The sequence below is a fragment of the Alteromonas sp. AWJ4_197 genome, from assembly GCF_056160285.1.
In genome coordinates this window covers 174,784-189,918 of sequence record NZ_JBSWWW010000008.1, presented here as the reverse complement: position 1 = coordinate 189,918, position 15,135 = coordinate 174,784, and the positions used below count along the sequence as shown (strand labels likewise).

The window sequence follows — 15,135 nt, the reverse complement described above, 5'->3', positions numbered from 1 at the left end:
CGGTTATTTTTCAGCCTGATATAGTGGGGAGCGCAACTCACCACTCAGGCTGAAAAGGAGGCTCCATGTACGATGAGTTTTTATCCGTTTCTGTGTGCGATTATGCAGATGCATTGCCGCGTAGTCAGTTCATACATTACGACATCCATTCACTGTGGCAACCCGCGCCACGTATTGCCGGGCCGGCCTTTACGGTTAAGTGTGAACCCGGCGACCATCTTATGCTTCATGCCGCAATATACCGTGCAAACCCGGGCGATATCATCGTCGCGCAGGCCGATGATATGTACGCGCTGGCTGGCGGGAACGTATGTGCCATCGCGCAGCAGCGGGGTGTTGCCGGATTTATTATCGACGGTGTAATTCGTGATGTGCAGGAAGTGCGGGAGATGGAATTTCCTGTTTTTGCCAGAGGCGTATGTCCGAAACCCGGCGCGAAGAAGGTATTGTCTCCCCTTAATCAGCCGGTTGAATGCGGTGGGGTTACTGTGAACCCGGGCGACATCATTGTTGCAGACGAAGAGGGGATCGCGGTTATTCCTCTGGCTGATGCAGCAAGTGTTCTGGATATCGCCAAAAAGAGAAATGAAAAGGATTCATCAGTGTCATTAGCACAATGGCAGGATGATCATCTTGAAAAAGTGGAATCCATCCTCACTAAGCTAGGGTTTAAAGAATAACCCGGACTCTCACATGTTTTCATTTTTTGAACGGCTGACCAGGCCGTTCCCTGACGAAGCCCCGACCCAACCACCAGAGGGGATCGTTGCTTTTTGTCGTCATTATTCACGGGGAATGTGGCGCATTATTGCTGTTGTATCCTTATTGAGTGCAATTATTGCTGCGCTGGAAGTGGCATTGTTCGGCTTTCTGGGTCAGTTGGTAGACTGGTTTTCAGCCCATGACCGTGACACATTCCTGCAGGACGAAATGTGGACCCTGGCGGGAATGGGGTTTGTGGTTCTGGTATTAATCCCGGGCTGTATTTTGTTGCGTTCTCTGTTCAACAGGCAATCGCTGATGGGAAACTATCCCATGCGGATCCGCTGGCAGGCCCACCGTTATCTGCTGGGACAGAGTTTAAGTTTCTTTCATAATGAATTTGCCGGCCGTGTCGCCACAAAGGTGATGCAAACGTCACTGGCTGTCCGCGAAACCGTAATGAAACTGCTGGATCTGATGGTGTACATCTGTGTGTACTTCATATCAATGGTGGTACTGGTTTTCTCAACGGACTGGCGTCTGGCTATGCCACTCATCATCTGGTTCTTCGTTTACATTGGTATTTTGCGCATTCTGGTACCGAAGCTGAAAGCGGTATCGCAAGCTCAGGCAGATGCAAGAGCCGTAATGACGGGGCGTATCGTCGATAGTTATACCAATATCACTACGGTAAAACTGTTCTCTCACAGCCGGAGAGAAGCGGATTACGCGAAAGAAAGTATGGATGGCTTCCTGCAAACGGTTTATCCGCAAATGCGACTGGTCACCATTCTGGAAAACTGTGTGGAACTGGCTAATGCCATACTCATCTTTGCTATCGGCGCACTGTCTGTGTACCTGTGGATGCACGAAATTGTGTCACCGGGAGATATCGCTGTGGCCATCAGTCTGGTACTGCGCTTAAACGGCATGTCTCACTGGGTTATGTGGGAAGTATCATCGCTGTTTGAGAATCTCGGTACGGTACAGGACGGAATGAATACGCTGGCGAAGCCTGTTGAGGTGAAAGATGCCGGCGATGCAGACGCCCTTGCCGTGAAAGGAGGCGCTATCCGTTTTGATAACGTGAACTTCTCCTATACCGGTAGTGATAATCGTGACATCAACGTGTTTAATCAACTGGATATTGCCATCAAGCCGGGTGAAAAGGTTGGTCTGGTAGGGCGTTCAGGGGCCGGAAAATCAACCCTTGTTAATCTGCTGATGCGTTTTTACGATACCAATAGTGGTGAAATTCGCATTGACGGACAACCGGTAAAGTCTGTTTCCCAGGAGACGTTAAGAGAAAAAATCAGCATGGTGACCCAGGATACATCTCTGATGCACCGTTCTGTGCGGGATAACATCATCTACGGGCGTACTGACGCCACAGAAGAAGAAATGATAGAAGCGGCGAAGCAAGCTGAAGCCCATGACTTCATTCTTTCCTTATCCGACAGTGAAGGGCGAACCGGTTATGACGCCCACGTGGGTGAACGGGGCGTGAAACTTTCCGGCGGTCAAAGACAGCGTATCGCCATTGCCCGTGTACTACTAAAAGATGCGCCCATTCTGATCCTGGATGAAGCGACCTCGGCGCTGGATTCTGAAGTTGAAGCAGCGATTCAGGATTGCCTTAATTCAGTGATGGACAATAAAACCGTACTGGCAATTGCCCACCGACTGTCTACCATTGCACAAATGGACCGGCTGCTGGTGCTGGACCGGGGAGAAATTGTGGAGTCGGGTACACACAGTGAGCTTGTTGCCCGTAACGGCATTTATGCGAAACTCTGGGCGCACCAGACCGGCGGCTTTATCGGTGTAGAATAGGGTAAAGAGACGGATTGAAACCATACCGGAGAGGCAGAATAAGGCGCCCCGGTGAAAGAAGATAAGTGGCCTTGTGATTCAAAACTGGCTGCACCAGAGGGATTTTGATGACAGCCAGTGTTGTATCTGTAGCGAGGATGGGTATAATACGCGTCCCTCCCTTGCGAATCCGCGATTTTCCTTAAAGAAACGCCTCAGAATTCACAAGGGAAGTGCAACTGAAATTTGTCCGTACAGACAACAGGGGTGTAGTTCGAATTGGTAGAACAGCGGTCTCCAAAACCGATGGTTGGGGGTTCGAGTCCCTCCACCCCTGCCAGAATTAAAATGCTATAGCGAACGTTGTAGCGACTGACGACGCAGTATTGCTAGGATCGTGAAATGAGCGAAAAAACGGAAAGTACGTCCAATCCGTTGGACATGATGAAATGGTTAGTGATCTTTGCATTACTGGCCGGTTTGATTGCTGCAAACCACATGTTCGGTGAGGTTTCAGTGTTGGTACGTGCGCTTGTCGCCGTTGCAGTCGTTGCTGTAGCCGGCTTTATTGCGGCCACGACTGAAAAGGGCAGTGCGTTTCTGACATTTGCCAAAGAATCCCGCATGGAAGTGCGTAAAGTTATCTGGCCAACCCGTCAGGAAACTAACCAGACAACACTAATCGTAATGGCTGCGACGTTAATCATGGCACTGCTGCTGTGGGGCCTTGACGGCATTATCGTACGTTTAGTTGCCTTCATCACCGGAATTGGAGTGTAAGATGTCTGAAGAGAATCAAACACCAGAAGAAAATCAGGCAGCATCAGAAAGCGCTGCACCAGAAAATAAAAAGCGCTGGTATGTTGTTCAGGCTTATTCGCAGTACGAATCCCGCGTAAAGAAAACGCTGCTTGAATACATCAAAATGCACGAAATGGAAAAGTTCTTTGGTCAGGTACTGGTACCTACTGAAGAAGTAGTTGAAATGCGTGCTGGTCAGAAACGTAAGTCAGAGCGTAAGTTCTATCCTGGCTACGTGCTGGTAGAAATGGAAATGAACGAACAGTCATGGCACTTAGTAAAGAGCGTACCTCGTGTACTGGGCTTCATCGGTGGCACCTCTGACCGTCCTATGCCTATCACTAAGCGTGAAGCAGATGCGATTCTGAACCGTCTGGAAGAAAATACAGACAAGCCAAGACCAAAAACTCTGTTCGAGCCGGGCGAAGTGGTTCGTGTTACCGACGGTCCTTTCGCAGACTTCAACGGCGTTGTCGAAGAAGTGGATTACGAAAAGAGCCGCGTAAAAGTATCGGTTCTGATCTTCGGCCGTTCTACCCCTGTCGACCTGGAATTTGGTCAGGTAGAAAAAGGTTAATCGCACATAGCGTATTTGAAAAAACCTGCTCCGGCAGGTTTTTCTGTTTTATGAGAACCCTGTTTCAGGATTTATCAAACTTAAGGTTGCATAAGTCGACTATTTGTTGTACATTACGCGCCCTTCGAAACCGAACGGGAAGCCGATTGAGTAAATATTCTCGAGTATTTACGAGGCGTTATACCCACTAACGAGAGCATTAAAATGGCTAAGAAAGTAACTGGCTTAATTAAGCTTCAGGTTGCAGCAGGTGCTGCTAACCCTTCTCCACCAGTTGGTCCTGCACTGGGTCAGCATGGTGTGAACATCATGGAATTCTGTAAGGCTTTCAACGCAAAAACTGAAAGTCTTGAGAAAGGCGCTCCGGTACCAGTAGAAATTACTGTATACGAAGACCGTTCTTTCACATTCGAAACCAAAACTCCTCCTGCGTCTTATCTGCTGAAAAAAGCAGCTGGCATCAAGAGTGGTTCTGGCCGTCCTAACACTGAGAAAGTTGGTACAGTTACCCGCGCTCAATTGGAAGAAATTGCCAAGACTAAAGAGCCTGATCTGACTGCTGCTTCTCTGGACGCTGCTGTACGCACTATCGCGGGTTCTGCTCGCGCCATGGGTCTGAACGTAGAGGGTTAATCGAATGGCTAAACTGACTAAACGCGCTCGCCTGATCCGCGAGAAAGTAGACGCGACTAAAGATTACGATATCAACGAAGCTGTTGCTCTGCTGAAAGAACTGGCTACTGCTAAGTTCGCAGAAAGCGTAGACGTTGCTATCAACCTGGGTATCGATGCGAAGAAATCTGATCAGAACGTACGTGGTGCAACTGTACTGCCTAACGGTACTGGTAAAGATGTTCGTGTTGCAGTATTCACTCAGGGTGCAAACGCTGAAGCTGCTAAAGAAGCGGGTGCGGACATCGTAGGTATGGACGACCTGGCTGAGAAAGTTAAAGCGGGTGAGATGGACTTTGACGTAGTGGTTGCCAGCCCTGACGCAATGCGCGTTGTTGGTCAACTGGGTCAAATCTTAGGTCCACGTGGCCTGATGCCTAACCCTAAAACTGGCACTGTAACGCCTGACGTTGCAACTGCAGTTAAGAACGCTAAAGCTGGTCAGGTTCGCTACCGTAATGATAAGAACGGTATCATCCACGCCAGCATCGGCAAAATTGCTTTCGAAGCTAACCAGATTCAAGAGAACCTGGAAGCCCTTCTGGAAGCACTGAAGAAAGCTAAGCCTTCTTCAGCTAAAGGCCTGTACATCAAGAAGGTAAGCCTGAGCACCACTATGGGCGCTGGCGTATCTGTTGATAAAGGTACTGTAGGTCTGTAAGACTTCTTACAGATGGCATAGCCCGTCTGTCTCTTAAAGGTTATGGGTTGGAGTTGTTGTATATCGCCAAAAGCGAATAACGATAGCTCCCGTCCAAGACCGCAGGCGCTAAGCGGCAAAAGAGGTAAGAGAACTTTTGCACCAACGCTTAACTTAATACAACAGCCTGCGCAGACGGTGGTTTCGACTCAGACTCTCTGGGATAACGAACACCGTAGAGCGGTACAGCTACTTTAAGTAGATGTATCAATCTGTGAACACTGATGAACGGGAAGGGTAACCGGAACGGACATCAGATTTTATGAGGTGAACTCAGTGGCACTAGGTTTAGCAGCAAAAAAAGAGATCGTAGCAGAAGTTTCTGAAGTTGCGTCTCGCGCTCTATCCGTAGCCGTTGCTGAATACCGTGGGATGGAAGTTGCAGAACTGACTGACCTGCGTGTTAAAGCCCGTGAGCAAGGCGTATACCTGAAGGTTGTACGTAATACTCTGGCTAAGCGTGCATTGGCAGACAGCAATTTTGCAGACTTAGAAAGCGCCTTAACTGGCCCGCTTATCTATGGTTTCTCTATCGACGCACCAGGCGGTGCGGCACGTCTTTTCAAAGACTTCGGTAAGACTAACGATAAGCTGAAAGTTACTGCACTTTCAATTGGTAGTGGTTTACTTGGTCCAGAGAAACTGGATGCAGTAGCAGCCCTGCCTACCCGCGACGAAGCGCTTGCAAGACTTCTTGCGACCTTCAAAGCACCAGTTGGCAAGTTCGTTCAAACTATCAACGAAGTTCCTGCCAAATTTGTGCGTGTATTGGCGGCGGTCAAAGACACCAAGTAATTGGCGTTTTTGGCATATTGATTTTTTTAACTATTTAATCCCGGGAGTTTAGAGAAATGGCTCTGACTAAAGAAGATATCTTAAACGCGATCGCTGAAATGCCAGTAATGGAACTGGTTGAACTGATCGAAGCAGCTGAAGAAAAATTCAACGTATCTGCGGCTGCTGTTGCAGTTGCTGGTCCTGCTGCAGGCGGCGAAGCTGCTGCTGTTGAAGAAAAGACTGAATTCGACGTTGTAATGACTTCATTCGGTGGCAACAAAGTTGCAGTAATCAAAGCAGTTCGCGGCGCGACTGGCTTAGGTCTGAAAGAAGCTAAAGAACTGGTAGAATCAGCTCCTAAAGCTATCAAAGAAGGCGTAGCTAAAGATGAAGCTGAAGCACTGAAGAAAGAGCTTGAAGAAGCTGGTGCAGAAGTAGAAATCAAGTAATCTAATTTGCTTAGATTACCTGCCTGAAACGGCAAGGCTGGTGGTTAATATTGACCACCAGCCTTTTTGCGCTGTAGGGTGTACAGTTTTTAACCCTTTACTGTATCCACCAAAAGCACATCGGAAATTAAATAAATGAGCAGAAAACCAAAGTCTTAACTAACTATTTGGTTAAATTTTGGTGTATGCTATTTAATTACCCCGAAAAAGGGTCGTGGAAGTTTGTTGTTTGACTAGTTCAGACAGCAGGTTGGGTCAAAAATCAGCAGGCTGAGGAACCCATGGTTTACTCTTATAGCGAAAAGAAACGTATCCGTAAGGATTTTGGCAAACACCCACAGGTATTGGAAATTCCATACCTCCTTTCAATTCAGCTAGATTCATTCAAAAAATTTATTGAAATCGATGCAGATGGTCAGTACGGACTGGAAGCTGCTTTCCGTTCTGTCTTCCCAATTAAGAGCTACTCTGGCAGTTCAGAGCTGCAGTATGTGAGCTATCGTCTGGGCGAACCGGTTTTCGATGTTAAAGAATGTCAAATTCGAGGCGTCACGTATTCAGCCCCATTAAGAGTAAAACTTCGTTTAGTGTTGTTCGATAAAGATGCTGCGCCGGGTACGGTTAAAGACATCAAAGAGCAAGAAGTGTACATGGGCGAAATTCCATTGATGACAGAGAACGGTACGTTCGTCATCAACGGTACTGAGCGTGTAATCGTTTCTCAGTTACACCGTTCACCCGGTGTGTTCTATGATCACGACAAAGGGAAGACTCACTCTTCCGGTAAGGTACTGTATAACGCACGTGTTATCCCTTACCGTGGTTCGTGGTTAGACTTTGAATTCGATCCTAAAGATAACCTGTTCGTTCGTATTGACCGTCGCCGTAAGTTGCCTGCAACGATTATCTTACGCGCGCTGGAAATGACGACAGAAGAAATTCTGGATCTGTTCTTCGATAAAGTACAAATCCGCATTCAGGACAATAAGCTTCTGATGGAAGTTGTGCCTGATCGTCTGCGTGGTGAAACTGCACAGTTTGATATCAAAGACAACGAAGGCGAAGTCATCGTTGAAACCGGTCGTCGTGTATCTGCACGTCACACCCGTGCGCTTGAAAAAGCGGGTATCACTGAGTTAGAAGTACCTGCAGAATACCTCATCGGTCGTGTATTCGCGCGTACTTACGTGAACGAAGAAACTGGCGAAGTACTGGTTAATGCGAACGATGAGGTAACACTGGAATTGATGGCTGAGTTAAGCCAGGCCGGTGTTAAAGAGTTTGAAACTCTGTATATCAACGAACTGGATCACGGTTCATACATCTCAGATACACTGCGTATCGACAGCTCAACAAATCGCCTCGAAGCACTGGTAGAAATCTACCGGATGATGCGTCCTGGTGAACCACCAACTAAAGATGCTGCTGAAACGCTGTTTGACAATCTGTTCTTCTCTGAAGATCGCTATGACTTGTCATCTGTTGGCCGTATGAAGTTCAACCGTCGTTTAGGTCGTGAAGAACTGGTTGGTTCCGGTACGTTGGACAAAGACGATATCGTTTCTGTAATGAAGCAACTTATCCTTATCCGTGACGGTAAGGACGAAGTTGATGATATCGACCACCTGGGTAACCGTCGTATCCGTTCTGTTGGCGAAATGGCCGAGAACCAGTTCCGTGTAGGTCTGGTACGTGTTGAGCGTGCGGTTAAAGAGCGTCTGTCTCTGGGCGACCTCGACAACGTAATGCCACAGGATCTGATCAACGCGAAGCCTATTTCTGCAGCAGTTAAAGAGTTCTTCGGTTCTTCTCAGCTGTCTCAGTTCATGGACCAGAACAACCCGCTGTCAGAAGTAACGCACAAGCGTCGTATTTCTGCATTAGGTCCGGGTGGTCTGACACGTGAACGTGCAGGCTTTGAGGTTCGTGACGTTCACCCGACACACTACGGTCGCCTGTGTCCAATCGAAACCCCTGAAGGTCCCAACATCGGTCTGATCAACTCATTGGCGAGCTTTTCTCGTACCAATGACTTTGGTTTCCTGGAAACACCGTTCCGTCGTATTATTGATGGTGTTATCAGTGACGAAATCGACTATTTGTCGGCCATCGAAGAAGGTCAGTTCAAGATCGCACAGGCAAACGTTGCAGTTGATGAAAACGGCGCACTGATTGATGACCTGATCCCTTCACGTCACCGTGGTGAAACCACGCTGATGCCAAAAGAAGAAATCAAGTACATGGACGTGTCGCCTCAACAGATCGTTTCTGTTGCTGCCAGCATTATCCCGTTCCTGGAACACGATGACGCTAACCGTGCATTGATGGGTGCGAACATGCAACGTCAGGCAGTACCTACACTGCGTGCTGATAAGCCGCTGGTTGGTACTGGTATGGAGAAAACCGTTGCGGTTGACTCTGGTGTAACTGTTGTTGCTAAACGTGGTGGTATGGTTGATTACGTAGATGCGAGCCGCATCGTAATCAAAGTAGATGAAGACGAGATGCTTCCGGGTGAAGCGGGTATCGATATCTACAACCTGACGAAATACACCCGTTCTAACCAGAACACCTGTATCAACCAGAGACCTACCTGTAACGTTGGTGACCCGATTGTTGCCGGTGACGTACTGGCCGACGGTCCGTCTACAGACCTGGGTGAACTGGCGCTTGGTCAGAACATGCGTATCGCGTTCATGCCCTGGAATGGTTACAACTTCGAAGACTCGATTCTGATCTCAGAGCGTGTTGCACAGGAAGACCGTTTCACCACTATCCACATTCAGGAACTGAGCTGTATTGCTCGTGACACCAAGCTGGGTCCGGAAGAGATTTCTTCTGATATTCCTAACGTGGGTGAAGCTGCACTGGGCAAGCTGGATGAATCCGGCGTTGTTTATATCGGTGCGGAAGTGAAAGGCGGCGATATTCTGGTTGGTAAAGTGACGCCTAAAGGCGAAACCCAACTGACGCCAGAAGAGAAACTGCTACGTGCTATCTTCGGTGAAAAAGCATCTGACGTTAAAGACACGTCTCTGCGTGTACCTAACTCTGTTCACGGTACTGTTATCGACGTACAAGTCTTTACCCGTGACGGTGTTGAAAAAGATAAGCGTGCACTGGAAATTGAAGACATGCAGTTACGTCAGGTTAAGAAAGACCTGTCTGACGAATTCAATATCCTGGCTGACGGTATCTTTGCCCGTGCACGTAACTTGCTGATCAACGCTGGCGTTGATGAAGCGAAGTTAGACAGCATGCCTCGTGAAAAATGGTTAGAGATCCCTCTGACTAACGAAGATGCACAGAACGAACTGGATCAAATCGCTGAACAGCACATTGAAATCAAATCTGATTTCGATAAGAAGTTCGAGAACAAGCGTCGCAAGATCACCCAGGGTGATGACCTTGCTCCGGGCGTGCTGAAGATTGTTAAGGTTTACCTTGCGGTTAAACGTCACATCCAGCCTGGTGATAAGATGGCTGGTCGTCACGGTAACAAAGGTGTTATCTCAACAGTAATCCCTGTAGAAGATATGCCTTACGATGTTAACGGTACGCCGGTAGACATCGTACTTAACCCGCTGGGTGTACCATCGCGTATGAACATCGGTCAAATCCTCGAGACACACTTAGGTATGGCGGCTCACGGTCTGGGTGTGAAGATTGATCGCATGATCAAAGAACAGGAAGAACTGGCTAAGCTGCGTGAGTTCCTGAAAGAAGTTTACACCTTAGGTGAGAATCACCAGGAAGTAGACATCGACAGCTTCACCGATGACGAAGTACGTCGCCTGGCAGAAAACCTGCGTAAAGGTGTTCCTGTTGCGACACCAGTATTCTCTGGTGCGAAAGAAGCAGAAATTAAAGCAATGTTGAAACTGGCTGACCTACCAGAAAGCGGACAGATTCAATTGTTCGACGGCCGTACCGGTCGCGAATTCGAACGTCCGGTAACGGTAGGTTACATGTACATGCTGAAACTGAACCACTTAGTAGACGACAAGATGCACGCCCGTTCTACCGGTTCTTACAGCCTGGTTACACAGCAGCCTCTGGGTGGTAAAGCACAGTTCGGTGGTCAGCGCTTCGGTGAGATGGAAGTGTGGGCACTGGAAGCATACGGTGCTGCTTACACACTGCAGGAAATGCTGACTGTTAAGTCGGATGACGTTAACGGCCGTACCAAAATGTACAAGAACATTGTTGATGGCGATCACAGAATGGAGCCTGGCATGCCAGAATCCTTCAACGTATTGCTTAAAGAAATTCGTTCACTCGGTATCAACATCGAGCTGGAAGAAAAGTAATACGGCTAACGCCATTGTATGATTTGATGGCCCGGTTCGCCGGGCTATAGAGACTGACTCCGCCGGGAGAGTAATGTGAAAGACTTATTAAAGTTTCTAAAGCAACAAAACAAGACAGAAGAATTCGATAATATTCGAATTGGTCTGTCATCACCTGACATGATTCGTTCATGGTCATTTGGTGAAGTTAAGAAGCCTGAAACCATCAACTACCGTACGTTCAAGCCTGAGCGTGACGGTCTGTTCTGTGCGCGTATTTTCGGACCTGTAAAAGACTACGAATGTCTTTGCGGTAAGTATAAGCGTCTGAAGCACCGTGGTGTTATCTGTGAGAAGTGTGGCGTTGAAGTTACACTGACCAAAGTACGTCGTGAGCGTATGGGTCACATCGAACTGGCCAGCCCGGTTGCCCACATCTGGTTCCTGAAATCACTGCCGTCACGTATCGGTCTGATGCTGGATATGACTCTGCGTGATATCGAACGTGTACTGTATTTCGAATCTTATGTTGTTACCGAACCTGGTATGACAACGTTAGAGCGCAGCCAGCTTCTGAACGAAGAAGAATATCTGGATGCACTTGAAGAGCACGGTGACGAGTTCGAAGCGAAAATGGGTGCTGAAGCCGTTTTCGATCTGTTGAAAGTCCTCGACGTAGATGCAGATGTTGCTGCAATGCGTGAAGAGCTGCCTTCAATCAACTCTGAAACTAAGCGTAAGAAAATCACTAAGCGTCTGAAGCTGCTTGAGTCATTCCAGCAGTCTGGTAACAAGCCAGAGTGGATGATCATGACTGTACTGCCAGTTCTGCCACCGGACCTGCGTCCTCTGGTACCACTGGACGGCGGTCGTTTTGCGACTTCTGACCTGAACGATCTGTATCGTCGTGTTATCAACCGTAACAACCGTCTGAAGCGTCTGTTGGATCTGGCTGCGCCGGATATCATCGTACGTAACGAAAAGCGTATGCTTCAGGAAGCGGTAGATGCGCTGCTTGATAACGGTCGTCGCGGTCGTGCAATTACCGGTTCTAACAAACGTCCTCTGAAATCTCTTGCCGACATGATTAAAGGTAAGCAGGGGCGTTTCCGTCAGAACCTGCTCGGTAAGCGTGTTGACTACTCAGGCCGTTCTGTAATCACCGTTGGTCCTACACTGCGTTTGCACCAGTGTGGTCTGCCTAAGAAAATGGCACTTGAACTGTTCAAGCCATTCATCTACGGCAAACTCGAAGGTCGTGGTCTGGCGACTACCATCAAAGCTGCTAAGAAGCTGGTAGAGCGTGAAGCACCGGAAGTATGGGACGTTCTGGATGAAGTCATCCGGGAACACCCTGTGTTACTTAACCGTGCACCAACACTGCACAGACTGGGTATCCAGGCTTTCGAACCTACCCTGATCGAAGGTAAAGCGATTCAACTGCACCCACTGGTGTGTGCGGCATATAACGCTGACTTCGACGGTGACCAGATGGCGGTTCACGTACCTCTGACTATTGAAGCACAGTTAGAAGCACGCGCCCTGATGATGTCTACCAACAACATCCTGTCTCCTGCGAACGGTGAGCCAATCATCGTACCTTCACAGGACGTTGTATTGGGTCTGTATTACCTGACCCGTGACAAAGTAAACGGCCGCGGCGAAGGCATGGTATTTACCAGCCCGCACGAAGCTGAAAAAGCGTACCGTACCGATGCTGCTGAACTGCATGCACGCGTAAAAGTACGTATTACTGAGTATGACATTGCTGAAGACGGCACAAAAACTGAAAAAGTAACACTGACTGACACCACTGTTGGCCGTGCGATTTTCTCACTGATCCTGCCTAAGGGGCTGCCGTTTGAAATCATCAACCAGGCAATGGGTAAGAAGCAGATTTCTAAACTGCTTAACGAGTGTTACCGTACGCTGGGTCTGAAAGACACTGTTATTGCAGCTGACCAAATCATGTATACCGGTTTCCACTACGCGATGATCGCGGGTGCGTCTGTAGGTATCGACGATATGGTTATTCCTGATGCGAAGAAAGATATCATCGAAGGCGCTGAAGCCGAGGTTATCGAAATTCAGGAACAGTTCCAGAACGGTCTTGTAACAGCCGGTGAGCGTTACAACAAAGTTATCGATATCTGGTCGAACGCCAACGAAAAAGTTGCCCGTGCGATGATGGATAACCTGAAAACGGACACCGTTATTAACCGTGACGGCGAAGAAGAAGAGCAGGCATCATTTAACTCTGTTTACATGATGGCCGACTCCGGTGCTCGTGGTAGTGCCGCTCAGATTCGTCAGCTTGCAGGTATGCGTGGTCTGATGGCTAAGCCGGATGGCTCAATCATCGAAACACCTATCACGGCTAACTTCCGTGAAGGTCTGAACGTACTACAGTACTTCATCTCAACTCACGGTGCCCGTAAGGGTCTTGCCGATACGGCACTGAAAACTGCGAACTCCGGTTACCTGACTCGTCGTCTGGTAGATGTTGCACAGGATTTGGTTATCACCAATGACGACTGTGGCACGTTTGAAGGCGTGAAGATGACACCACTGATTGAAGGTGGTGACGTTGTAGAGCCGCTGCGTGAGCGTGTGCTGGGTCGTGTGGTAGCAGAAGACGTAATCAAGCCGGGTACTGACGAAGTTCTGGTTGAACGTAACACGCTGCTGGACGAAGCGCTGGTAGACATGCTGGAACAGAATTCTGTTGACCAGATGATGGTTCGCTCGGTTATCACTTGTGACAACGACTTCGGTGTTTGTGCTAAGTGTTACGGTCGCGACCTTGCCCGTGGCCATATGGTGGCTAAAGGTGAATCTGTTGGTGTTATCGCTGCTCAGTCAATCGGTGAGCCGGGTACACAGCTTACCATGCGTACATTCCACATCGGTGGTGCGGCATCAAGAGCGTCAGCAGAAAACAGCGTGCAGGTTAAAACTGCAGGTAGCCTGAAAATGCATAACGCTAAGTTCGTTCGTAATACCGACGACAAAGTGGTTATCGTTTCACGTTCAACCGAGCTGACTGTTATCGACAGCCATGGTCGTGAGAAAGAGCGTTATAAGGTGCCTTACGGTGCAATCCTGTCTGTTGATGATGGTGCTGCTGTTGAAGCCGGCGAAATCGTTGCGAACTGGGATCCGCATAGTCACCCAATCATTGTTGAGCGTCCGTCTAAGATCTCGTTTGCAGATATCGACGACTCCAACACTGAGATGCAGCAGGACGAGCTGACCGGTCTGACCCGTATTGTGGTTAAAGACCTGGCTAAGGTTAACGCCAAAGAGCCTAAGCTTATTCTTGAAAGCGAAGAAACGGGTCTGCAGGAAATTCGTCTGCCAAGCTTCACCACTATCGAAGCGGCAGATGGCAAACTGGCTCATGCCGGTGACGTGTTAGCACGTATCCCGCAGGAAAGCTCGAAGACACGTGATATCACCGGTGGTCTGCCACGGGTTGCTGACCTGTTCGAAGCGCGTAAGCCGAAAGAACCTGCAATCCTGGCTGAAATCTCCGGTACCATTGGTTTCGGTAAAGAAACCAAAGGTAAGAAACGTCTGGTTATCACACCGAAAGACGGTGCCGATGCTTACGAAGAGATGATTCCTAAGTGGCGTCAGCTGAACGTGTTCGAAGGTGAATCTGTAGAGCGCGGTGAAGTTCTGGCCGATGGTCCTGAGTCTCCACACGATATCCTGCGTCTGCGTGGTATCAGTGCGGTTTCTAACTACATCGTGAACGAAGTTCAGGAAGTTTACCGTCTGCAGGGTGTAAAAATTAACGATAAGCACATCGAGGTGGTAATCCGTCAGATGCTGCGTAAGTGTATTATTACTGCTGCCGGCGATACTCAGTTCCTGGAAGGGGAACAGGTTGAAGTGGCTCACGTTAAGATCGCGAACCGTGAAATGGAAAAAGCCGGTAAACTGCCTGCACTGTATGAAACACAGTTGCTGGGTATTACTAAGGCGTCACTGTCTACAGAGTCATTCATCTCTGCAGCATCGTTCCAGGAAACTACACGCGTACTGACAGAAGCCGCGGTACAAGGCAAAGAAGACGATTTACGTGGTCTGAAAGAAAACGTAATTGTTGGTCGTCTGATCCCTGCAGGTACCGGTTTCGCATACCACGAGCGTCGTATGCAGAAACGTGCTGAAGCCATTGAAGAGATGTCTGTATCTGCTGCTGAAGCGGAACAGGCACTGACTGAAGCATTAAATGCTGAAGTGAGTGGTGGAGACGCATCAGACGAGTAAGACTTGTCACTGAACGGTGGATATTTCGCCGTTCAGTGCATTCAGGGTATGCAAACGTGAATAATCGCCTGGTTATCC

The 15,135-nt window shown here is 48.6% G+C and carries 10 protein-coding genes and 1 tRNA gene; all 11 read left to right on the top strand.

What is annotated here, in order from left to right:
- Positions 1-65 precede the first annotated feature (65 nt).
- The 11 genes from ACXAGC_RS18685 to rpoC all read left to right on the top strand — a co-directional run bounded on the left by ACXAGC_RS18685 (position 66) and on the right by rpoC (position 15,057).
- Entirely contained in the window at positions 66-680 is a 615-nt protein-coding gene (locus ACXAGC_RS18685; RefSeq protein ID WP_474846219.1) for an RraA family protein, read from the top strand.
- A gap of 13 nt (positions 681-693) precedes the next feature.
- Positions 694-2,535 (top strand): ABC transporter ATP-binding protein, encoded by a 1,842-nt coding sequence (locus tag ACXAGC_RS18680; protein ID WP_474846217.1) that lies wholly within the window; start codon positions 694-696, stop codon positions 2,533-2,535.
- A 242-nt stretch (positions 2,536-2,777) separates the two neighbouring features.
- Positions 2,778-2,854, top strand: a tRNA-Trp gene (locus tag ACXAGC_RS18675).
- A gap of 62 nt (positions 2,855-2,916) precedes the next feature.
- On the top strand, positions 2,917-3,294 hold the full coding sequence (gene secE, locus ACXAGC_RS18670) for a preprotein translocase subunit SecE (protein ID WP_119502620.1): 378 nt from the start codon (positions 2,917-2,919) through the stop codon (positions 3,292-3,294).
- Between the two features lies 1 nt (position 3,295).
- Positions 3,296-3,892 carry a transcription termination/antitermination protein NusG gene (gene nusG, locus ACXAGC_RS18665; RefSeq protein ID WP_119502619.1) on the top strand — a complete coding sequence of 199 codons (597 nt, stop codon included), beginning with the start codon at positions 3,296-3,298 and terminating at the stop codon, positions 3,890-3,892.
- A gap of 204 nt (positions 3,893-4,096) precedes the next feature.
- Positions 4,097-4,525, top strand: a complete 429-nt coding sequence (rplK, locus tag ACXAGC_RS18660) for a 50S ribosomal protein L11 (protein WP_070123202.1) — start codon at positions 4,097-4,099, stop codon at positions 4,523-4,525.
- 4 nt (positions 4,526-4,529) lie between these two features.
- A complete protein-coding gene (gene rplA / locus ACXAGC_RS18655; RefSeq protein WP_119502618.1) occupies positions 4,530-5,225 on the top strand; it encodes a 50S ribosomal protein L1 in 696 nt (231 codons plus the stop codon).
- Between the two features lie 315 nt (positions 5,226-5,540).
- On the top strand, positions 5,541-6,059 hold the full coding sequence (rplJ, locus tag ACXAGC_RS18650; protein ID WP_474846215.1) for a 50S ribosomal protein L10: 519 nt from the start codon (positions 5,541-5,543) through the stop codon (positions 6,057-6,059).
- 56 nt (positions 6,060-6,115) lie between these two features.
- Complete coding sequence (gene rplL, locus ACXAGC_RS18645) at positions 6,116-6,490, top strand: 50S ribosomal protein L7/L12 (RefSeq protein WP_474846213.1); 375 nt, start codon at positions 6,116-6,118, stop codon at positions 6,488-6,490.
- Between the two features lie 281 nt (positions 6,491-6,771).
- Positions 6,772-10,800, top strand: a complete 4,029-nt coding sequence (rpoB, locus tag ACXAGC_RS18640) for a DNA-directed RNA polymerase subunit beta (protein WP_474846211.1) — start codon at positions 6,772-6,774, stop codon at positions 10,798-10,800.
- Positions 10,801-10,875: 75 nt separating this feature from the next.
- A complete protein-coding gene (rpoC, locus tag ACXAGC_RS18635) occupies positions 10,876-15,057 on the top strand; it encodes a DNA-directed RNA polymerase subunit beta' (RefSeq protein WP_119502614.1) in 4,182 nt (1,393 codons plus the stop codon).
- The last annotated feature ends 78 nt before the right edge of the window (positions 15,058-15,135 follow it).

Bases quoted from the DNA above. Each gene is read 5' to 3' on its own strand.
- ACXAGC_RS18685 (WP_474846219.1), top strand. From the start codon at position 66: ATGTACGATGAGTTTTTATCCGTTTCTGTGTGCGATTATGCAGATGCA.
- ACXAGC_RS18680 (WP_474846217.1), top strand. From the start codon at position 694: ATGTTTTCATTTTTTGAACGGCTGACCAGGCCGTTCCCTGACGAAGCC.
- secE (WP_119502620.1), top strand. From the start codon at position 2,917: ATGAGCGAAAAAACGGAAAGTACGTCCAATCCGTTGGACATGATGAAA.
- nusG (WP_119502619.1), top strand. From the start codon at position 3,296: ATGTCTGAAGAGAATCAAACACCAGAAGAAAATCAGGCAGCATCAGAA.
- rplK (WP_070123202.1), top strand. From the start codon at position 4,097: ATGGCTAAGAAAGTAACTGGCTTAATTAAGCTTCAGGTTGCAGCAGGT.
- rplA (WP_119502618.1), top strand. From the start codon at position 4,530: ATGGCTAAACTGACTAAACGCGCTCGCCTGATCCGCGAGAAAGTAGAC.
- rplL (WP_474846213.1), top strand. From the start codon at position 6,116: ATGGCTCTGACTAAAGAAGATATCTTAAACGCGATCGCTGAAATGCCA.
- rpoB (WP_474846211.1), top strand. From the start codon at position 6,772: ATGGTTTACTCTTATAGCGAAAAGAAACGTATCCGTAAGGATTTTGGC.